This is a genomic window from Paraburkholderia sacchari (assembly GCF_000785435.2).
Taxonomy (GTDB): Bacteria; Pseudomonadota; Gammaproteobacteria; order Burkholderiales; family Burkholderiaceae; genus Paraburkholderia; species Paraburkholderia sacchari.
Genome location: NZ_JTDB02000011.1, coordinates 25,567 through 43,959, shown reverse-complemented (window position 1 = coordinate 43,959; position 18,393 = coordinate 25,567). Strand labels below are relative to the sequence as shown.

Genomic DNA, 18,393 nt, shown 5'->3' with positions numbered 1-18,393 from the left:
TCATACGCCTTTATTGGCTACCGGGTGATCCTGGCTCGTGTCGCACACATCAGCCACAGCACCCGCAACGTTCGCGCCAGTGCGCTGCGAATCGTTGCGCCGCCGTTTGGCCTCATACATGGCTGCGTCCGCGGCGCGCAACATCGCTTCCACGCTTTCGCCTTCCTCGCAGCTTTGCCAGCCCAGCGAAAAACTCAATCGCGGTCCGCCGTAGAACTGGTTGTTCAATTCGACCAGTTTCGTGATGCTTTCTGCAACCACTTCGGCGTCGCGCGGGCCGCTGCCAGCCAGCAGCACCACGAATTCGTCGCCGCCGATGCGCGCGGCGTGGTAAGGCTTTTGAATCGCTTTCGTCAGCACCTCGCCTGCGCGGCGTAGCAACGCGTCGCCGGCGGCGTGGCCCAACTGGTCATTGACGGCCTTCAGGTTGTCCATGTCCACGACGATCGCGCTCACCGGGAACGGCCCCTTGCGCTGCAAGCGATTTATTTCGTCCACGTAGAACGAGCGGTTCTTCAACTTCGTGAGCACATCGTGCTTGCCGAGGAATTCGAGGTAGGCTTCGGCCTTCTTGCGCGCGGTGATGTCGGTGAGCGCGAGCAGTACGAGATCCCAGGACTCCTCGTGGCCGGGAAACACCGAGAATTGCAGATGCACGTTGAGCGCGCTGCCATCGAGTGCGTAATTGACGACTTCGCGCTGCTGGAAGAGGCGGCCTTCCCATAGATCGAGGAGCTGCTCGCGAAAATGCGGGCGCATGTCGTCGCGGAACACCTCGGGCAGGCGTGAGAGCAGCGTGTCCTTGTCGGGCGCGCGATACATGCCGAGTGTGTAGTGATTGACGTCGATTACCTGGATCTCGCTCATGCAGCGCTCGACGAACTCGGGGTGCACGTCGGTAAACGTCCTGAAATCGACGATGCCTTGCATGCGCACTTCGTCCAGCAGTTGGCGAATAGCCGTGAAATTTTCCACCCACAGCGATACGGGCGCGTGCTCGAAGATGCCGTGCGCGTACTGCTCGCTCATGGCGGCGCGATGTCGTGCATCCTCTAGCGCGGAGACGTCTTCGATCGAGACGAGCACGCGGCTCCAGTCGCCTTCATGACCGGGGAGAATCACGCCGCGCAGCAGGATGTCCATGCGCCGGCCGCCGAGCGTATAGTTCACGCTCTTGCTCTGGAACGTCGTGCGGCCTTGCCACATTTGCTCGAGTTTGCCCACGTGCGCCTGGAACATGTCGTCGCGCAGCACGTCGGCGAGACGCGCGGTGAGTTCCTCATGACTGCGCGCGCCGTAAAGCGCGAGTGTATGCTGGTTCACCTTCAGCACGCGGATGCAGGCCGAGCATTCGGCTACGCGGCGCGGGTCTTCTTCGAGCCACGCCCGCAGATTCGTGACGCCCGCTTCGCGCCACCGCTCGAACAGGGCGCGCAACTGGCTGTAGTCTTCGAGCCAAAGCGAGGTGGGTGTGACGTCGAAGAAGTCGAGCAGGTCGACGCCCATGGTGGCAAAGCTGGCGGCGGTTGCCTGTGTGCCTTGTTGCATGTTTCGTGCGTTGAGATGGGGATGGCGGGAGCGCGGGCGGCGCGGCGGATAAACCGCATCCTACCCGAATACCGGGCGCATGAAACTGCGTTCGTAGCTGACTATGCAACGTGTATCGTTTGCGTATTGAAAGGCTGCCTGGCAGGCGGGGTCGCTTTGCGATTGCGTCCGGTAAGCTTCGTACGCGGCGAGGCTCGAAAACGAGAACAGGGCGAGCGCGATGTTATTGGCGCCTTACGAGGGCAGGAAATAGCCGTGATGCTGGCCGCCGAATTTCTCGACGAGCGGGATCCACATCTTTGCGTAGGCTTCGAATTCGGCCAGGCGGTAGGGGTCGATAACGTAGCGCAGGGAGCAGGTGATCATGGCCTGAGTGATGGGTCAGAGGATGAGTGAAGAACGAGTGTAGCGGAGCACGGGAAAGCGCGAGAGGCCGCGCTTGCCGTGCATGTGAACTTAAACCACGGCTTCGCATGCAGCCAGTTCAAACCCTTCGTCCAGCCACCCGGTGACACCGCCGGTCATGATCTTGACGGGGCGTCCGAGCCTGGCGAGCCGGATTGCACCACGTATTGCACCGTTGCAATGCGGGCCCGCACAATAGGTCACGAAGAGCGTGTCCAGCGGATAGCCTTCGAGCTTCGAAGCGACGATCTTTCCATGCGGCAGATTTACCGCCCCTCGCACGTGACCGCGCGCAAAATGTGCCGGACCGCGAACGTCAAGCAGGACGAAGTCCGCTGAGGAGGCGCCGCGGGACAACGCGGCGTGTACGTCGGCGCAATCGGTTTCGAAGGCGAGCAATGCGCTGAAATGGGCGAGTGCCTCGGCGCTCGGTGCTGCAGGGACTTCGGATACGGCTGACATATCTGCTTCCTTGTCGTGGTGTCGATGCCCTGATTTTCTCGCGCCGCACCGTGGCTCCGACAGTGGCGCGATCGACAATTTCCGGTAACATCGCGCCATGTCCGATTCCACTTCTCATCTCGTTGTCGCGCTCGCTTACGACCGCCTTTGCACTTTCGAATTCGGTTGTGTGACGGAGTTTTTCGCGCTCGAGCGGCCGGAGCTCGACGTTGCGTGGTATCGCTTCGCAGTATGTGCCGCCGAGAGCGGTCCACTACGCGCGGCGGGCGGCATTACCGTGTCCGCACCCTATACGCTGGCGATGCTCGATCGCGCGCAAACGATCGTGATACCGGGCTGGCGCGATGCCGATGAGCATCCGCCCGAAGCGCTGCTCAGGAAACTGCGCGCCGCGTACGCGCGCGGGGCGCGGCTATGCTCGATCTGTTCGGGTGTGTTCGTGCTTGCCGCAGCGGGTGTGCTCGACGGTAAACGGGTAACCACGCATTGGCGTTACGCAGAACGGTTGCAGCAGCGCTATCCGCAACTGCATGTCGAACCGGACGCGCTTTATATCGATGAAGGGCAGGTGTTGACCTCGGCGGGATCGGCGGCAGGCATCGACATGCTGCTGCATCTGGTGCGCCGCGATCACGGCGCAGCGGTAGCCAATCGTGTGGCGCAACGACTGGTCGTCCCACCGCATCGGGACGGCGGCCAGGCGCAGTTCGTGCCGCGCCCGATGCCTCGCGATGAAAGTAGTCCGCTCGCGAGGCTGATGGATTGGGTGCGCGCGAATCCGCGCCTCGATCATAGCGTGGCTTCGCTCGCTGCACGCGCTGCGATGAGCACGCGCACTCTGCAACGGCAGTTTCTCGATGCAACGGGAATGGGACCTTATGCGTGGGTGGTGCGCGAGCGCGTGAATCTCGCGCGCGATCTGCTCGAATCGCGGCCGAACTTACCCATGGACCGCGTGGCGGATCTGGCGGGCTTCGGCTCCGAGGAGTCACTGCGGCGGCATTTCCGGCGCATCGCGCTTACGAGTCCCGCTGCATATCGTGAGCAGTTCGCGCACGACACACGGGGCAAGCGGCCGCATGCATCAAGTGCAAAGCGGCCCGCTTCCCCGCTGGGGTGAGCATCCGCTATTGCATCAGTACTCCAGAGCAATTTTCCCGAAGTGCCCACCCGCCTGTTGCAGCCGGAACGCATCGGCGATTGCCTCTAGCGCGAACGAACGGTCGATCACGGGCTTGATGCCGGTAGCGTCGATGGCGCGCACAAGTTCGATTTGATGCTGCCGGTTTCCAACGATCAACCCTTCCAGGCGCTGCTGCCGGCGCATCATCGTGCCGGTGGGCACCGGGCCCGCGATACCGGTCAGCACGCCGATCAACGCAATATGCCCGCCAACGCGCGTAGCCAGAATGGACTGTTCGAGCGTGCCAGGTCCACCGACCTCCACCACGTGATCGACGCCGCGGCCGTTCGTGAATTCCAGCACTTTGGTTGCCCATTGCGGCTCGCTGCGATAGTTGATCGTGTGGTCCGCGCCGAGTTGCAGCGCACGCTCGAGCTTTTCGTCGGATGACGAGGTGGCGATCACGGTCGCGCCCATCGCCTTGGCAAGTTGCAGCGCGAAGATCGACACGCCGCCCGTGCCCAGCACCAGTACCGTCTCGCTGGCCTTGAGCGAGCCGTTCACAACCAGCGCACGCCAGGCGGTCAGCCCCGCCGTGGTGAGCGTGGCCGCTTCGGCGTGGCTGTAGCCGCGCGGGCTGTGCGTGAACGCCGTGGCGGGCGCGATCACGGCCTCGCGCGCGTAGCCATCCACGCCGTCGCCGGGTGTGGTGGAGAAGTCGGCAAGGGTGGGCTCGCCGTCGAGCCATGACGGGAAAAACGTGGACACCACGTGATCGCCCACAGCGAATTCACTCACGCCCGGACCCACGGCTTCGACCACGCCCGCGCCGTCGGACATGGGGATGCGCCCGTCGGCGGCGCCCATCTTCCCGAGCACGACGCCCAGGTCATGGTAGTTCAGCGAACTGGCGTGCAGGCGCACGCGGATCTCCCCAGCCTGCGGCTCGCCTGGCGGGGCGAGATCCACGAGCTTGAGATTGTCGAGCCCGGCGGGCGCGATCAGCTGGATGGCTTTCATGACGATCTCCTGTACGTGCCGCTGCGCGGCGTCGTGAGTGTTGGCGAGCTTGCCGTTGCAGGCAACAGACGAAGCATAGACGCGTGCGCACGAGCGAGCTTGCGAATATGTCCGCCTGACAGACATTGGTGCTGCGGTGGCGAGCACTTTCCCGAATCGTTTACGTTTGACTAAATGATTAGCTATTGACAAATAAATTATGCCGCTCCTATGATGCGCTCACGGTAGTCGCACGGGCTCGGCGGCGCAGCAGTCATCCGCACCTGAATCCTTGATGCCGTATAGGAGATTTACCGAGTCATTTCGAAGGCGCGTCAGACGCCACTAAACGGAGATCCGCGCGGCGCGGGTTTTCGAAAAAATCTGGAGACAGGCACATGCCACAATCGATCATCACGGACCGCGCATCCGACCCCACGCTCGCGCCGTCCGCCGTCGCTTCCCCGACCAGCGACGACCTGCTGTACCGCAAAGTCTCGTGGCACGTCATTCCGTTTCTGTTCGTCTGCTACGTCGTTTCGTTTCTCGACCGCATCAACATCGGCTTCGCGCAGTTGCAGATGAAGCACGACCTCGGCTTCAGCGACGCGATGTACGGCCTCGGCGCAGCCATTTTCTATGTGGGATACGTGCTATGTGAGGTGCCGAGCAATTTGCTCCTCGCACGTTTTGGCGCGCGCCGCACGTTCATGCGCATCATGCTGCTCTGGGGCGTCGCTTCGACCTGCATGATGTTCGTGCATACGCCCACGCACTTTTACGTGCTGCGTTTCCTGCTTGGCGTGTTCGAGGCGGGTTTCTTCCCTGGTATCGTGCTGTACCTGACCTACTGGTTTCCGCCGCGCCGCCGTGCTGCGGTGCTTTCGATCTTTTTTGCCGGCGTCGCGGTGGCGGGCGTGCTGGGCGGGCTCGTCTCCGGGTGGATCATGCGCGACATGGGCGGCGTCATGGGGATGGAGGGCTGGCGCTGGATGTTCGCGATCGAGGGCCTGCCCGCTGTGCTGCTGGGCCTCATGGCGGCGTTCTGGCTCGTCGACGGTCCGGAGCAGGCACGCTGGCTCAGCGATTCAGAAAAAGATCACTTGCTCGCGCAGCGCGATGGAGCGACGCTGGTCCCGAGCACGGCCAGGCACGCCAAGACGCCGTCACATTCGTTCGGCGCTGCGCTGCGCAATCCACGTGTCTATCTGTTCGCGTTCATCTATTTTTCGCTGACCTGCGCATCGCTCACGCTCAACTTCTGGATGCCGTTGATGATTCGCGACTTCGGCGTGCATGACGTGCTGGCGATCAGCCTCTATACGGTGATTCCGAACGCGATAGGCGCCGTGGGCCTCATGCTGATCGCGCGCCGCTCGGATCGACGCGGCGAGCGCCGCTGGCATTTCGCAGCGTGCACCATCGGCGGCGGCGTGGCGCTTTCGCTGCTCACGCTGCACCTGGCGAGCTTTGCCGCGATGATGGCGATTCTCTCGCTCGCAGCCGTGCTGATCTTCGCCGCGCTGCCGATTTTCTGGGCCGTGCCGCCTGCCTACCTGACGGGCAAGACCGCAGCTGCCGGCATCGCGCTCATCAGCAGTATCGGCATTACGAGCGGAATCGTGAGCCCGTGGGCGATCGGGCTCATCAAGGTGCATACGGGCAGCATGGACAACGCGCTCTATGTGCTCGCTGCGCTGCTGGTGGCGAGCGGCGTGGCGTTGCTGATAGGGGTGCCCGCTGCGCAAAAGACGCGTTGAGCGTGGGCGGACGGCGCTTCGAGAATCCCCTCGGGCGCCGTTTTGTTTTGTTCAGGCGTCCAGTTCTTCTATGGAGTCCACCCGGTCGTGATAGAAGGCCAGGTGGTCCTTGATTGGCGCGACTGCGTCATGCGGCGACTCGTAGGTCCACACCGCGTTGATCGAGCGTTCGCCGCCCGGCACGATCGAGTAGTAGCTGCAGTTGCCTTTGTAGGGACAATACGTGGCATGGTCGGTTCGCGCGAGCAGCGACATGTCGGCGTCTTCGCGCGGCACGTAGAACACGGCCGGATAGTTCGCTTCGCGCAGCATCAACGCCCGTCGCGTATCGGCGACGGTCTTGCCCGCGACCTTCACGATCACGCGCAATGGAGAGGGCTCGATCGTGATGGGATGGTCCGGGCCAGGAATCTTCACGGTTTTCGTGTGCATGGCGGCACTCCTTGCAGGCATGAAGCGGGAGGGCGGAGCCGGCTGATGCGGCTCGGCCGACGCCTTGCAGTGTAGGGCGAAAACCGAGCGACTCGTGGAAGGCGCGCCGCTTTTCCCGGTTTGCCGCCTGCGCTTGCGTTCCCTCCAGCTCATGAAATTCGCCACGGCGGCCGCAATGAAGGTGATGAACGTGGAGGTGGATGACGTGATGAGCATCCTTTCCTGAGGTTTCAGTGACGGCGTTGCGCGTTGCGATCGGGAAGCGGACGTGAACGGCGTGGCCAGCGCGCGTGCCGACAGGTTTTGCGACGCGCCTTCAGACGGTACGGCGGTGACTTGCGGAGTGTGAGTCACCGTCTTGTAACGCACGAAAAGAGCGGCGGTCACACAAAAGAAGCCGACGAAGAGCCCGAGGAACAACCGACAAAACAACTCCAGCCTGGTGGTGTTTCCCATGTCTGGCTCCCTCGTCTTCCACGGTTTCCGCCCATCTATACTGCACCGGAAACATGCGCAGCGCTCATGTCTGACATGAAAGGCCGGAGGGCAAACAAGGCTCCGAATCGGCACGATCAAGCGAGGACCCTCGCGACGCGCACATCCGGGAGTTCAAGAGTGCAGGCCAAACATCCCGCGCCAGACCGCGCTGAAGAAGTCCACAGGGGTGCGCTCGGCGCTCGCACGAGGCTCGTCACCACGCGCGCGCTCCACAGCGGCTTGCGGCCTTGCCTCCTGCGCCTCGCTGGCATCGCTTGACGTAGCTTCCTCACCTTGCTCGTTCGGCGATGTCCGCTCCTGGCGCGACAAATGCAGCGCGACCGCGCCATCCGCAATACGCCCGGCAAGCTGCGATTCGCAATCGTGCGCGAGCAACACGCCGAAGACGACGTCGCGATTGTGGCCTTGTTCGGCAAAGCGCATGGCGACGGCCACGTGCCGCGCGTACTCCGCGTCGCGAACCGCCTGCGCACGCGCCGCTTCCTCGTCCCGCTCCCTTGCGAGGCGACTCATCTCCTCGGCGTACACCGCGTCGTAGACACGGCGCTGCTCAGGATCGGAAAGGATCGCGTAGGCTTCCTTGAGTTCCTGGAACTCAGCATGCGCGGACGCTTCGCGCCCCACGTTGCGATCCGGGTGCACTTTCATCGCGGCCCGCCGGTAGGCGCGTTTGATTTCCGCGTCGCTCACGTCTGCGTGGACGTTCAACAAGTCGTACAACGTCGCCATGGCTCACATAGATTGAAGTGGAGTCACGTCGATCGTAGCATGCGGCACACTTCCAACGGAGCGGCTGCCGATTGTGAACGTTGCAATCTCAGTCGTCGAATTTTTCGGCCTGGAGCGCCTCGTCCAAATCCGTGATCCACGGGGCGAAATGGTCGTGGCACGAGCCAGGCGGCGAGCGGAGCGCTCAGCGGATGGAAGAGGGATGCTTCGCGAGCGGCGTGACGTGCATCGTCATGTACGGGAAGAGCGGCAGCCCGGAAAGCAGCGTGTGCAGTTCGTCGTTCGATTCCACGTCAAACAGGCTGTAGTTCGCGTATTCGCCCACGATGCGATACAGCGCCAGCCATTTGCCCTGACGTTGCAGGTCCTGCGAATAAGCCTTCTCGCGCGCCTTGATTTCCTCGGCCTGCCCGGCGGGCATATCGGCGGGAATGTGCACGTCCATACGTACCATGAAAAGCATGTTCTGTCCTCGGTGGATTTTATTAATCAGGAAGCCAAAATACTCGTGGATGGTTACTTGCGGCGATAGTGAGCGAGCTTGTCTTCGTCGATTGCGATGCCAAGCCCGGGGCCTGCCGGCAAATGCAGGCAGAAGTCGCGATAGGCAGGCCGCTCGATCACGATATCGTCCTTCACGAGCAGCGGTCCGAACAATTCCGTGCCCCACGCGAGCCTTGGCAGCGTCGCGAAGCAATGCGCCGCCGCGAGCGTGCCCACGCTGCCTTCGAGCATCGTGCCGCCGTAGAGCGCCATGCCGCCCGCGTCGCCCACGGCGGCCGTGCGCAGCGTGCCATAGAGACCGCCCGATTTCATGATCTTCAGCGCGAACACATCGGCGCATGCACCGCGCACGAGGTCGAGCGCGTCTTCGGGGCCCATCAGCGTTTCGTCGGCCATGATCGGGACCACGAAGCGTGCGGCAAGCCGCGCCAGTGCCGCGCGCTGTTCGCGCGGCACTGGCTGCTCGATCAGGTCGATGCCCGCTGCTTCGAGCATGGCGATGCCGGTTGCCGCATCGGCTTCGTTCCAGGCCTGATTGACGTCCACGGTCACGCGCGCCCGGTCGCCCAGCGCGCGCTTGATGGCCGAGACGTGTGCCACGTCTTCGCGCACGCTGCGCCGGCCGATCTTGAGCTTGAAGGTGTCGTGGCGGCGCTCGCCGAGCCAGCGTTCGGCTTCGTCGATATCGCGCTGCGTGTCGCCGCTCGCGAGTGTCCACAGCGTAGGCAAGGCAGTGCGCACCGCGCCGCCGAGCAGCGTGGAGACCGGCACGCCAAGACGCTTGCCCTGAGCATCGAGCAGTGCCGTTTCCAGCGCGCATTTCGCGAAGCGGTTGCCGCGCGCGACCTTGTCCAGCCGCGCCATGGCCGCGTGAATATTGGTTGCGTCCACGCCTTTGAGCGCGGGCGCGAGATAGGTGTCGATGGTGAGCTTGATGCCTTCGGGGCTTTCGTCGCCATACGAGAGGCCGCCGATCGTGGTGGCCTCGCCGATGCCTTCGACGCCGTCGCTGCAGCGCAATCGGACGATCACGAGCGTCTGCTGCTGCATGGTGGCCATGGCGAGCTGGTGCGCGCGAATGGTCGGCAGATCCACGAGGATCGCTTCAATGGAGCTGATGGTTGCGTTCATACCTGGCAGATTGGATCAAGTGAGTTGACCCGAGTATGCAGGCCGCGCGGGCCGTGTGTCCAACACCGAAAATGTCTGAATCGATACTTGCCAGGTATGGCGCCGGTGGCGCATGCGCATTGAATGGCGCGAGGGTTTAACGCTCGGGCGGCGCGAGGTGCTCCATTTTCTCTTCCGCGTAGAGCACGTAGATGAGATCGAGCATGCGGCGCACATCCTCGGATTCATCGAGCATGCGCGTGCTCATGATGATGGGCGATACAAGCTTGGCATCGTCGAGATCCTTGTACGACACGTCATCGCGCTTCAAGCCATAGACGCTGCTCGGCACGATCGAAATGCCTTCGCCGGCCGCCACGAGCCCGAGTGCGATCTGCAGTTCGCGCGCCTCGTAAATGTGCTGGGGTTCGAGCGCACGGTCGTGAAAGGCCGCGAGCACCTGGTCGGCGTAACTGGGACGCGGGTGCTTCGGGTAAATGATGACGGTCTCGTTGACGAGCTCGCGCAGCGAAAGCGTGGGTTTGGCGCCGATGAGCGGATGTCCGAGCGGCAGCGCGACGATCAGGCGTTCCTCACGCAGCACCACGCGGCGAATGCTCGGATCCTCCAGACGAATGCGCCCGAACCCCACGTCGATGCGGCCTTCCTTGAGCGCCTGAATCTGGTCTGTCGTCGACATTTCGGTGAGGCTCAATTCGACTGCGGCATTCTCCTGACGATAGCGGCGGATGATTTTCGGCAGCATGCCGTAAAGCGTCGAGCCGACGAAACCCACCGAAAGACTGCGCTCGATCTTGCCCACGCGCCGCGTCATGGATTCCAGCTCGGCCGACTGCGCCAGCAATTGCACCGCGTGCTGATAAAAGAAGCGGCCGGTGTCGGTGAGCTTGAGCGGGCGCGAGTCGCGCTCGAAAAGTTGCACGCCCAGCATTTCCTCGAGCTGCTGGATCTGCCGCGAAAGCGGCGGCTGTGCAATATGCAGCCGCTGGGCGGCCCGCGTGAAATTGCGCTCTTCGGCCACGGCCACGAAGTAGCGCAGGTGTCTCAGCTCCATGTTCATACCTGCCGGATATGATCCTGATACTAATTCAGTGTTGGACGCGCCTGCTGCCCTACAACTATGCTTCTCTCACAGCATTCGACGCCATTCATTATACCTTCGGAGCATAAAAACTCCGGCACGATTGAAGCGGCAAGCAATGCCCGAGATATTTTCCCTGAGATAAAGAAGTGGAGACAGTAGCCATGAGCGCGAAGGTATTCGACACCCAGGAAGTGCAAGACCTGCTGAAAGCAGCCACCAACCTTGGCGGCCCGAACGGCAATCCCCGCTTCAAGCTGATTCTCAATCGTCTGCTGGGCGATTTGTTCAAAGCCATCGACGATCTCGACATTTCGCCCGATGAGGTCTGGGCCGGCATTCACTATTTGAACAAGCTCGGCAAGGATGGGGAAGCGGCGCTTCTCGCTGCGGGCCTCGGCCTCGAGAAGTACCTGGACATCCGCATGGATGCAGCGGACAAGGCTGCTGGCATCGAAGGCGGCACGCCGCGCACCATCGAAGGCCCGCTGTATGTCGCCGGCGCGACATTGCGCGATGGCGTTTCGAAAATCGACATCAATCCCGACGCGGACGCAGGCCCGCTCATTATTCACGGCACGGTTACCGGTCCGGATGGAAAGCCGGTCGCGGGCGCCGTTGTGGAATGCTGGCACGCCAATTCGAAGGGCTTTTATTCGCACTTCGACCCGACCGGCGCACAAAGCGACTTCAACCTGCGCGGCGCAGTGAAGACCGGCGCCGACGGCAAATACGAATTCCGCACGCTGATGCCGGTGGGCTACGGCTGTCCTCCGCAGGGCGCAACTCAGCAACTTCTCGACGAAATTGCCCGTCACGGAAATCGTCCCGCGCACGTGCACTTCTTCGTTACCAGCGAGAACCATCGCAAGCTCACGACGCAATTCAATATCGAAGGCGATCCGCTGATCTGGGACGACTTCGCCTACGCCACACGTGAGGAACTGATTCCTCACGTCGTCGAGAAAACCGGCGGTACGGCATTGGGCCTGAAGAGCGATACGTATAAGGACATCGAGTTCAACCTCGCACTGACCACGCTGGTGCAGGGCAAGGACAACCAGATCGTCAATCGCCCGCGCGTTTCAGCCACAGCGTAATGCCCCAACATCTCGCTGTGACGGCGGCCGGATAACGCCGCCGCCATAGCGGAATCCCGCAAGAATCATTCGATACCGATGCGCGAGTGCTGTGCAGGGGCCAGTTCGCGTTCACGGAGAGGAACCATGTCCGCCATTATCGACAAAGCCAACGAACTGGATCATCTGCTCGCTACCGCGGTGCAGGACGACAAAGAGGCCGGTATATTCCGTTGCCGCCGAGATATTTTCACCAACGCCGATTTGTTCGAGTTGGAGATGAAACACATCTTCGAGAGCAATTGGGTGTACCTCGCGCACGAAAGCCAGATTCCGAACAACAACGATTACTACACCACGTGGATTGGCCGCCAGCCCGTGGTCATCACGCGCGACAAGACCGGCGAGCTCAATGCTGTCATCAATGCCTGCGCGCACAAGGGTGCGATGCTGTGCCGGCGCAAGCATGGCAACAAGGGCAGCTTCACTTGCCCGTTCCACGGCTGGACTTTTTCCAATACCGGCAAGCTGTTGAAGGTCAAGGACGAAAAGACCACCGAATATCCCGTGCAATTCAATACGCACGGCTCGCACGATCTGAAGAAGGTTGCGCGCTTCCAGAACTACCGTGGCTTCCTGTTCGGCAGTCTCAATGCAGATGCCGTGCCGCTCGAAGACTACCTTGGTGAAGCCCGCGTGATCATCGACCAGATTGTCGACCAGGCGCCGGAAGGTCTCGAAGTGCTGCGCGGCAATTCCTCGTACATCTACGAGGGCAACTGGAAGATGCAGATGGAGAACGGCTGCGACGGTTATCACGTCAGCACCGTTCATTGGAACTACGCGGCCACGATGGGACGCCGCAAGGAAGACGGCACCCAGGCCGTGGATGCGAATAGCTGGAGCAAATCCGTGGCCGGCGTCTATGGCTTCGACTACGGGCACATCCTGTTGTGGACGCAAACGATGAACCCCGAAGTGCGGCCGGTTTATCGGCAGCGAGACGAAATCAAGGCACGCGTGGGCGAGGTGAAGGCGGACTTCATCGTCAATCAGACGCGCAATCTCTGCCTGTATCCGAATGTGTTCCTGATGGATCAGTTCAGCACGCAAATTCGTGTCGTGCGTCCGATCAGTGTGGATAAAACCGAAGTCTCCATTTTCTGCTTCGCGCCGAAGGGCGAGAGCGCCGCCGACCGCGCGACGCGCATTCGCCAGTACGAAGACTTCTTCAACGTCTCCGGCATGGGGACCGCCGACGATCTGGAAGAGTTCCGCGCGTGCCAGAACGGTTACGCGGGCATTACGGCGATGTGGAACGACCTCTCGCGCGGTGCGCCGCTGTGGGTCGAAGGCCCGGACGAGAACGCCAGCAAGATGGGACTGAAGCCGCTCATTTCGGGCGAGCGCAGCGAAGACGAGGGCTTGTTCGTGTGTCAGCACGAATACTGGGTGCGCGTGATGCGTGACGCGCTGAAAAAGGAACAGCAAGGGGCGCAGGCATGAGCTTCGATTACCGGAAAATTTGCGCCGCGCTCTACCGTGAAGCGCGGCTCCTGGACGACCGCCAGTGGGACGAATGGCTCGCCTGCTATGCGGACGACGTCACGTACTGGATGCCCGCATGGGACGACGACGACCAGTTGACCGACGACCACGAAAGCCAGATCTCGCTGATGTATTACCCCGATAAGGGCGGACTCGAGGATCGCGTGTTTCGTATCAAGACCGAGCGCAGCGGCGCTTCGACGCCCGAACCGCGCACGACTCACAACGTCACGAACGTTGAAGTGCTGGCCGAACGCGAAAACGAAGTGGACGTGCGCTACAACTTTCACACGCTGAGCCACCGCTACAAGGTGAATGACCAATATTTCGGCACGATGTTCGTGACCTTGCGAAAAGCTGGCGACGACTTGCTGATCGCATACAAGAAGATCGTGTTGAAAAACGACTATATCCGGCAGGTTCTCGACATCTACCACGTTTGATGTCGGATTCCGGGTCATCAGAGACAGGTATCAGAGGCAGTGGAGGAGGTTCCCATGTCCAGTTTCAAGGTTGCACTGAATTTCGAGGACGGCGTTACCCGTTTCATCGACTGCAAGGCGGGTGAGAAGGTGCTCGACGCTGCCTTTCGCGCGAAGATCAATCTCCCGATGGATTGTTCCGATGGCGTTTGCGGTACCTGCAAGTGCCGCGCGGAGAGCGGCAGCTACGATCTCGGCGACGATTACATCGAAGACGCGCTGACCGAGGACGAAAAGAACGGCGGTCTCGTGCTGACCTGCCAGATGGTGCCGCAAAGCGATTGCGTGATTGCGGTTCCCACTTCGTCGTCCGCGTGCAAGACGGGGCACGCCAAATTCGCTGCAACGGTATCGAAGGTCGAGCAGCACAACGATGCAGCCGTCGTGCTCGAAATGAATGTGGACGCGAATGCTCCGGTGTTCCTGCCAGGACAATACGTGAACATCGACGTTCCCGGCAGCGGGCAGCATCGCTCGTATTCGTTTTCATCGGCGCCGGGCGAAGCGAAAATCAGCTTCCTCATCAAGAAGATTCCCGGCGGCGTGATGAGCACGTGGCTGGAATCGGCACAGCCTGGCGAAAAGCTGGAGTTGCATGGGCCACTCGGCAGTTTTTATCTGCGTGACTTGCAGCGTCCGTTGCTGTTCCTTGCCGGCGGCACGGGCCTCGCGCCGTTCCTCTCGATGCTCGAAGTGCTGGCGCGCACGAACCCGCAACAGAAGGTGCATCTGATTTACGGCGTCACGCGCGATCTCGATCTGGTGCAGGTGGAAGAGATCGAGGCGTATGTGGCGAAGCTGCCGAATTTCAGCTATGCGACGGTCGTGGCCGAAGCGGAGTCGAATCATCCGCGCAAGGGCTGGGTCACACAGCACATTCCGGCCGATGCGCTGAACGACGGCGATGTGGACGTGTACCTGTGCGGGCCGCCGCCGATGGTCGACGCCGTGCGCAAGTATTTCGACGACGAGGGCGTGAAGCCAAACAGCTTCCACTACGAGAAGTTCACACCCAACGCATCGGCGAAGGCGGCATGAACATGCAACGATTCACAGATAAGGTCATCGTCGTCACCGGCGCCGCGCAGGGCATCGGGCGGGGCGTGGCGCTGCGTGCGGCTGCCGAGGGTGGCAAGGTAATTTTTGTCGATCGGGCCGATTTTGTTTCGGAAGTCGCAGCGGAAGCCAAGGGCGCCGAGACTGCAGGATTCGTCGCCGATCTGGAGACGTACGCGGGTGCGCAAGCGGCGATGGAGTTTGCCGCCCAGAAATTCGGTCGCATCGACATTCTTATCAATTGCGTGGGCGGTGCGATTCGCATGCGTCCGTTCGCCGAATTCGAACCGGCACAGATCGACGCGGAAATTCGCCGCTCGCTGATGCCCACGCTGTATACGTGTCACGCGGTGCTGCCGCATATGCTTGCACGTGGCGGCGGCACCATCGTCAACGTTTCGTCGAACGCGACGCGCGGTATTCGTCGCGTGCCGTACTCGGCTGCGAAGGGCGGTGTCAATGCGCTCACGCAATCGCTCGCGATGGAATATGCCTGGCACAATATCCGAGTGGTCGCGAGCGCGCCGGGCGGCACCAGTGCGCCGCCGCGCCGGGTTCCGCGCAATGCGGCCGGCGACACCGAGCAGGAACAGATGTGGATGAACGAAGCGGTGCAGCAGGTGACCGAATCGACGTTCTTCAAGCGCTACGGCACGCTCGACGAGCAGATCGCGCCGATTCTCTTTCTGGCATCGGACGAGGCCAGCTATATCACAGGAGCCGTGTTGCCGGTCGCGGGCGGAGACAACGGCTGACCCACGAGTGTCCGAGCGTCATTTACACGACACTAGTTGAAATTTTCAACTAAATAACTATACTCCCATGCGTCGCCGTCTTGCCGGTGACGCCATGGGAGTACGCGCTTGTCCACAGGACTCTATTCCGGTTTTCTCACCTTCAGGCTCGATCTCGCGAGCGCGCTCCTGAGCGAGCGCGCCAACGCCGTCTACCGCGAGCGCTGGGGCCTCGACGTGCGCGCGCTGCGCGTGCTGCGGCTCGTTTGCGCCGAGGCTGGCATCACGCCCAAAGCCGTCTCGCAGCGCGCCCTGATCGAAAAAACCCTGCTCTCCAAAACGTTGGCTGAACTGCAAGCGCGCGGCCTGATCGTTCGCGACACGCATGCTCAGGACCGTCGCAGCGTCGCACTGAGCGGCACGCCCGAAGGCGTGAAGGTGGCGCGGGCATCGGCGAAGGCTGGCGCCGCGCTCGAAGCCGAACTCTCGGCCGCCCTCGCGCTTGGCGAGCGCAAGACGCTTGACCGCCTGCTGGAAAAACTTTCGGGTAGTTTGCTGGGGAGCGCCACCGGCGCAACCTGACAAGCTGCCAACAAGGAGTGACTCATGCCCAATCTGGCTTCATCGTTCTCACCCGCCATCGACGCGCTTTTGCCCGAACTTGAATCGATCTACAAGGATCTGCACGCGCACCCCGAACTCTCGATGCAGGAATTCCGCACTGCGCAAATCGTGGCCGATTATGTGGAGAAGCTCGGCTTCGAAGTCGCGCGCGAAGTTGGCGTGACCGGCGTGGTGGCGCTGCTGCGCAACGGCGCGGGGCCGGTGGTGATGCTGCGCGCCGACATGGACGCGCTACCCGTGACCGAGTCCACGGGTTTGCCCTATGCGAGCAAGGTCACCGTGAAGGACGAGGACGGCATGCAGGTGGGTGTCGCGCACGCTTGCGGCCACGACATGCACGTGACCTGGCTGCTGGGCGCCGCGCGTCTGATGGCGGAGCATCGCGACGCCTGGCGCGGCACGCTCATGGCCGTGTTCCAGCCCGGCGAGGAAGTGGGGCGCGGCGCGCGCAGCATGGTCGACGACGGCATGATCGCGCGCTTTCCGAAGCCCGACGTCATCCTCGGTCAGCACGTGATGGTGGGCTCCGCAGGCACGGTCGGGTATCGCAGCGGCACGATCCTCTCGGCCGGCGACAGCATCAAGGTGAAACTCTTCGGCCGCGGCTCGCATGGTTCGCAGCCGCAGACGTCGATCGATCCCGTGATCATGGCGGCGTCCACCACGTTGCGCCTGCAGACCATTGTTTCGCGCGAGATTGCGCCGAGCGATCGCGCTGTGCTCACGGTCGGTTCATTGCAGGCGGGCACGAAGGAAAACATCATTCCCGACGATGCCACGCTCAAGCTCAATGTGCGCACGTACGACGAGGACGTGCGCGAGTACATGCTCGGCGCGATCCGGCGCATTTGCTGTGCGGAATGCGCGGCGTCGAACGCACCGCGCGAGCCCGAATTCACCACGATCTCGAGCCTCCCGCTCACCGTGAACGACGACGCCACGACCGCGCGCCTGCGCACGGCATTCGAAGCGCACTTTGGCGAGCGCGCCTATGAAACGCAGCCTGCGGCAGCCAGCGAGGACTTCAGCGTGTTTGGCCGCGAATGGGGTGTGCCGTACGCCTTCTGGTTCGTCGGCGGCACCGATCCCGAGATCTACGCGAAAGCCAAAGCGGCGAAGAAGATCAACGAGATTCCGAGCAATCACTCGCCGTTGTTCGCGCCGGTTATCGACATGACGTTGCGCGCAGGGATCGAAGCGATGCTGTGCGCCGCCGGCGCGTGGCTCGGTCGCGAGAAGCAGAGCGAACGCACAACCGGACAGGAAAGCGAGGCAGCGTGAGTGCAGTACTGGGTGCGCACGTCGGTGCGCATATGAACGCCCATACGGCGTACACGGTCCTCGATCTGGTCGGCACCTTCGCGTTCGCGATTTCGGGCGCCGTGGCCGCGCGGCAGCGGCGGCTCGATCTGTTCGGCATTATCGTCGTTACCTTCATGGTGGCTTGCGGCGGCGGCATCGTGCGCGATGTGAGCATCGGCGCGATCCCGCCAGCGGGGCTGTCCAACTGGGCGTATCTGGCGGTGTCGCTGCTCGCGGCGGCGCTCACCATTGCCGCCTATCCGAAAGTGCGGCGGCTGCGCCATCCGGTGCTGTTCTTCGATGCGATCGGGCTGGGACTGTTCGCGGTATCGGGTGCGCAGAAGGCGTGGATCTGGACCAACAGCGCGGAGACGGCGATCCTGCTCGGCATGGTGAGCGCAGTGGGCGGCGGCGTGCTGCGCGACATTCTGCTTTCGCGCGTGCCCGCGATTCTGGAGCGCGAGATCTATGCGTCGGCAGCACTGCTGGGCGCAGCATTGCAGATCGGACTCAACGTAGCCGAGTGGTCGTCGTCCTGGACGCCTTGGGTTGCGACCGCGGCCTGTGTGACGCTGCGGCTCGCGGCATTGCACTTCGGCTGGCGCCTGCCGGTGTTTCATACGCGGGAAGGCGCGAAGCGTACGCGCACCAATCCAGCCGACGACCCGCAGAACGGACTGTAGCGCGTTCAAGGGCGGATGAAGCGCCGCCGTCCATGCCGCGCATTATCGCGGAGCGCAGCGAAAATGCATTCGCTTCAATGACGCGCTATATTTTTCAAGACGCAGTGCGGCTGGACCGGTGTGCATCGAACGATGTCTGGCCGCCGGTGCTGCGTGAAGCATCCCCAGCGGTACGGAAAATCGAAGCAAGAAATCCACCTGGGAGCTGCGATG

At 62.2% G+C, this 18,393-nt stretch carries 18 protein-coding genes and 1 pseudogene; 10 read left to right on the top strand and 9 right to left on the bottom strand.

Annotation, left to right across the window (positions count from 1 at the left end; all coding sequences use genetic code 11):
* From NH14_RS28135 to NH14_RS28125, 3 genes and pseudogenes are all read right to left on the bottom strand, one after another.
* On the bottom strand, positions 1-1,548 hold the full coding sequence (locus NH14_RS28135; protein ID WP_331253473.1) for a sensor domain-containing diguanylate cyclase: 1,548 nt from the start codon (positions 1,546-1,548) through the stop codon (positions 1-3).
* A 60-nt stretch (positions 1,549-1,608) separates the two neighbouring features.
* Positions 1,609-1,914 (bottom strand): annotated as a pseudogene (locus NH14_RS28130) (NIPSNAP family protein).
* A gap of 90 nt (positions 1,915-2,004) precedes the next feature.
* Entirely contained in the window at positions 2,005-2,415 is a 411-nt protein-coding gene (locus NH14_RS28125) for a rhodanese-like domain-containing protein (RefSeq protein ID WP_035533961.1), read from the bottom strand.
* Positions 2,416-2,512: 97 nt separating this feature from the next.
* Here NH14_RS28125 and ftrA point away from each other — a divergent pair, with 97 nt between their 5' ends.
* A complete protein-coding gene (ftrA, locus tag NH14_RS28120; RefSeq protein ID WP_052148543.1) occupies positions 2,513-3,535 on the top strand; it encodes a transcriptional regulator FtrA in 1,023 nt (340 codons plus the stop codon).
* A 15-nt stretch (positions 3,536-3,550) separates the two neighbouring features.
* On the opposite strand, the gene NH14_RS28115 is transcribed toward ftrA, so the two are convergent.
* Entirely contained in the window at positions 3,551-4,558 is a 1,008-nt protein-coding gene (locus tag NH14_RS28115; RefSeq protein WP_035533963.1) for a zinc-dependent alcohol dehydrogenase family protein, read from the bottom strand.
* A gap of 377 nt (positions 4,559-4,935) precedes the next feature.
* Here NH14_RS28115 and NH14_RS28110 point away from each other — a divergent pair, with 377 nt between their 5' ends.
* Positions 4,936-6,297 (top strand): MFS transporter, encoded by a 1,362-nt coding sequence (locus tag NH14_RS28110; RefSeq protein WP_035533965.1) that lies wholly within the window; start codon positions 4,936-4,938, stop codon positions 6,295-6,297.
* Positions 6,298-6,348: 51 nt separating this feature from the next.
* On the opposite strand, the gene NH14_RS28105 is transcribed toward NH14_RS28110, so the two are convergent.
* The 5 genes from NH14_RS28105 to NH14_RS28085 all read right to left on the bottom strand — a co-directional run bounded on the left by NH14_RS28105 (position 6,349) and on the right by NH14_RS28085 (position 10,645).
* The gene (locus NH14_RS28105) at positions 6,349-6,729 is read right to left on the bottom strand and encodes a DUF427 domain-containing protein (protein WP_035533967.1); all 381 of its coding nucleotides are present in this window, start codon (positions 6,727-6,729) and stop codon (positions 6,349-6,351) included.
* Between the two features lie 609 nt (positions 6,730-7,338).
* Positions 7,339-7,956: a J domain-containing protein gene (locus tag NH14_RS28100; protein ID WP_035533969.1), complete on the bottom strand. Its 618-nt coding sequence runs from the start codon at positions 7,954-7,956 to the stop codon at positions 7,339-7,341.
* A 184-nt stretch (positions 7,957-8,140) separates the two neighbouring features.
* Positions 8,141-8,419 carry a muconolactone Delta-isomerase gene (gene catC, locus NH14_RS28095; RefSeq protein ID WP_035533972.1) on the bottom strand — a complete coding sequence of 93 codons (279 nt, stop codon included), beginning with the start codon at positions 8,417-8,419 and terminating at the stop codon, positions 8,141-8,143.
* 53 nt (positions 8,420-8,472) lie between these two features.
* Positions 8,473-9,591: a muconate/chloromuconate family cycloisomerase gene (locus NH14_RS28090; protein ID WP_035533974.1), complete on the bottom strand. Its 1,119-nt coding sequence runs from the start codon at positions 9,589-9,591 to the stop codon at positions 8,473-8,475.
* Positions 9,592-9,727: 136 nt separating this feature from the next.
* Entirely contained in the window at positions 9,728-10,645 is a 918-nt protein-coding gene (locus NH14_RS28085) for a LysR family transcriptional regulator (protein WP_035534023.1), read from the bottom strand.
* A gap of 191 nt (positions 10,646-10,836) precedes the next feature.
* Between NH14_RS28085 and catA the strand changes: the two genes are divergently transcribed.
* From catA to NH14_RS28045, 8 genes are all read left to right on the top strand, one after another.
* Positions 10,837-11,772, top strand: a complete 936-nt coding sequence (catA, locus tag NH14_RS28080) for a catechol 1,2-dioxygenase (protein WP_035533976.1) — start codon at positions 10,837-10,839, stop codon at positions 11,770-11,772.
* 126 nt (positions 11,773-11,898) lie between these two features.
* Positions 11,899-13,257: a Rieske 2Fe-2S domain-containing protein gene (locus NH14_RS28075; RefSeq protein ID WP_035533978.1), complete on the top strand. Its 1,359-nt coding sequence runs from the start codon at positions 11,899-11,901 to the stop codon at positions 13,255-13,257.
* The gene (gene benB / locus NH14_RS28070; RefSeq protein ID WP_035533980.1) at positions 13,254-13,742 is read left to right on the top strand and encodes a benzoate 1,2-dioxygenase small subunit; all 489 of its coding nucleotides are present in this window, start codon (positions 13,254-13,256) and stop codon (positions 13,740-13,742) included. The genes NH14_RS28075 and benB overlap by 4 nt, the downstream gene beginning before the upstream one ends.
* A gap of 54 nt (positions 13,743-13,796) precedes the next feature.
* Positions 13,797-14,819 carry a benzoate 1,2-dioxygenase electron transfer component BenC gene (gene benC, locus NH14_RS28065; protein ID WP_035533982.1) on the top strand — a complete coding sequence of 341 codons (1,023 nt, stop codon included), beginning with the start codon at positions 13,797-13,799 and terminating at the stop codon, positions 14,817-14,819.
* Positions 14,816-15,592, top strand: a complete 777-nt coding sequence (gene benD / locus NH14_RS28060; RefSeq protein WP_035533984.1) for a benzoate diol dehydrogenase BenD — start codon at positions 14,816-14,818, stop codon at positions 15,590-15,592. Before benC ends, benD begins: the two co-directional genes overlap by 4 nt.
* A gap of 108 nt (positions 15,593-15,700) precedes the next feature.
* Positions 15,701-16,153 carry a MarR family winged helix-turn-helix transcriptional regulator gene (locus NH14_RS28055; protein ID WP_035533986.1) on the top strand — a complete coding sequence of 151 codons (453 nt, stop codon included), beginning with the start codon at positions 15,701-15,703 and terminating at the stop codon, positions 16,151-16,153.
* Between the two features lie 24 nt (positions 16,154-16,177).
* Positions 16,178-17,476 (top strand): M20 family metallopeptidase, encoded by a 1,299-nt coding sequence (locus tag NH14_RS28050; RefSeq protein WP_035533988.1) that lies wholly within the window; start codon positions 16,178-16,180, stop codon positions 17,474-17,476.
* A 32-nt stretch (positions 17,477-17,508) separates the two neighbouring features.
* Entirely contained in the window at positions 17,509-18,180 is a 672-nt protein-coding gene (locus NH14_RS28045; RefSeq protein ID WP_035534024.1) for a trimeric intracellular cation channel family protein, read from the top strand.
* Positions 18,181-18,393: the final 213 nt, after the last annotated feature.

What these genes read in the sequence shown, in the direction of transcription:
- NH14_RS28135 (WP_331253473.1), bottom strand. Translation starts at nt 1,548, where the DNA reads ATGCAACAAGGCACACAGGCAACCGCCGCCAGCTTTGCCACCATGGGC.
- NH14_RS28125 (WP_035533961.1), bottom strand. Translation starts at nt 2,415, where the DNA reads ATGTCAGCCGTATCCGAAGTCCCTGCAGCACCGAGCGCCGAGGCACTC.
- ftrA (WP_052148543.1), top strand. Translation starts at nt 2,513, where the DNA reads ATGTCCGATTCCACTTCTCATCTCGTTGTCGCGCTCGCTTACGACCGC.
- NH14_RS28115 (WP_035533963.1), bottom strand. Translation starts at nt 4,558, where the DNA reads ATGAAAGCCATCCAGCTGATCGCGCCCGCCGGGCTCGACAATCTCAAG.
- NH14_RS28110 (WP_035533965.1), top strand. Translation starts at nt 4,936, where the DNA reads ATGCCACAATCGATCATCACGGACCGCGCATCCGACCCCACGCTCGCG.
- NH14_RS28105 (WP_035533967.1), bottom strand. Translation starts at nt 6,729, where the DNA reads ATGCACACGAAAACCGTGAAGATTCCTGGCCCGGACCATCCCATCACG.
- NH14_RS28100 (WP_035533969.1), bottom strand. Translation starts at nt 7,956, where the DNA reads ATGGCGACGTTGTACGACTTGTTGAACGTCCACGCAGACGTGAGCGAC.
- catC (WP_035533972.1), bottom strand. Translation starts at nt 8,419, where the DNA reads ATGCTTTTCATGGTACGTATGGACGTGCACATTCCCGCCGATATGCCC.
- NH14_RS28090 (WP_035533974.1), bottom strand. Translation starts at nt 9,591, where the DNA reads ATGAACGCAACCATCAGCTCCATTGAAGCGATCCTCGTGGATCTGCCG.
- NH14_RS28085 (WP_035534023.1), bottom strand. Translation starts at nt 10,645, where the DNA reads ATGGAGCTGAGACACCTGCGCTACTTCGTGGCCGTGGCCGAAGAGCGC.
- catA (WP_035533976.1), top strand. Translation starts at nt 10,837, where the DNA reads ATGAGCGCGAAGGTATTCGACACCCAGGAAGTGCAAGACCTGCTGAAA.
- NH14_RS28075 (WP_035533978.1), top strand. Translation starts at nt 11,899, where the DNA reads ATGTCCGCCATTATCGACAAAGCCAACGAACTGGATCATCTGCTCGCT.
- benB (WP_035533980.1), top strand. Translation starts at nt 13,254, where the DNA reads ATGAGCTTCGATTACCGGAAAATTTGCGCCGCGCTCTACCGTGAAGCG.
- benC (WP_035533982.1), top strand. Translation starts at nt 13,797, where the DNA reads ATGTCCAGTTTCAAGGTTGCACTGAATTTCGAGGACGGCGTTACCCGT.
- benD (WP_035533984.1), top strand. Translation starts at nt 14,816, where the DNA reads ATGAACATGCAACGATTCACAGATAAGGTCATCGTCGTCACCGGCGCC.
- NH14_RS28050 (WP_035533988.1), top strand. Translation starts at nt 16,178, where the DNA reads ATGCCCAATCTGGCTTCATCGTTCTCACCCGCCATCGACGCGCTTTTG.
- NH14_RS28045 (WP_035534024.1), top strand. Translation starts at nt 17,509, where the DNA reads ATGAACGCCCATACGGCGTACACGGTCCTCGATCTGGTCGGCACCTTC.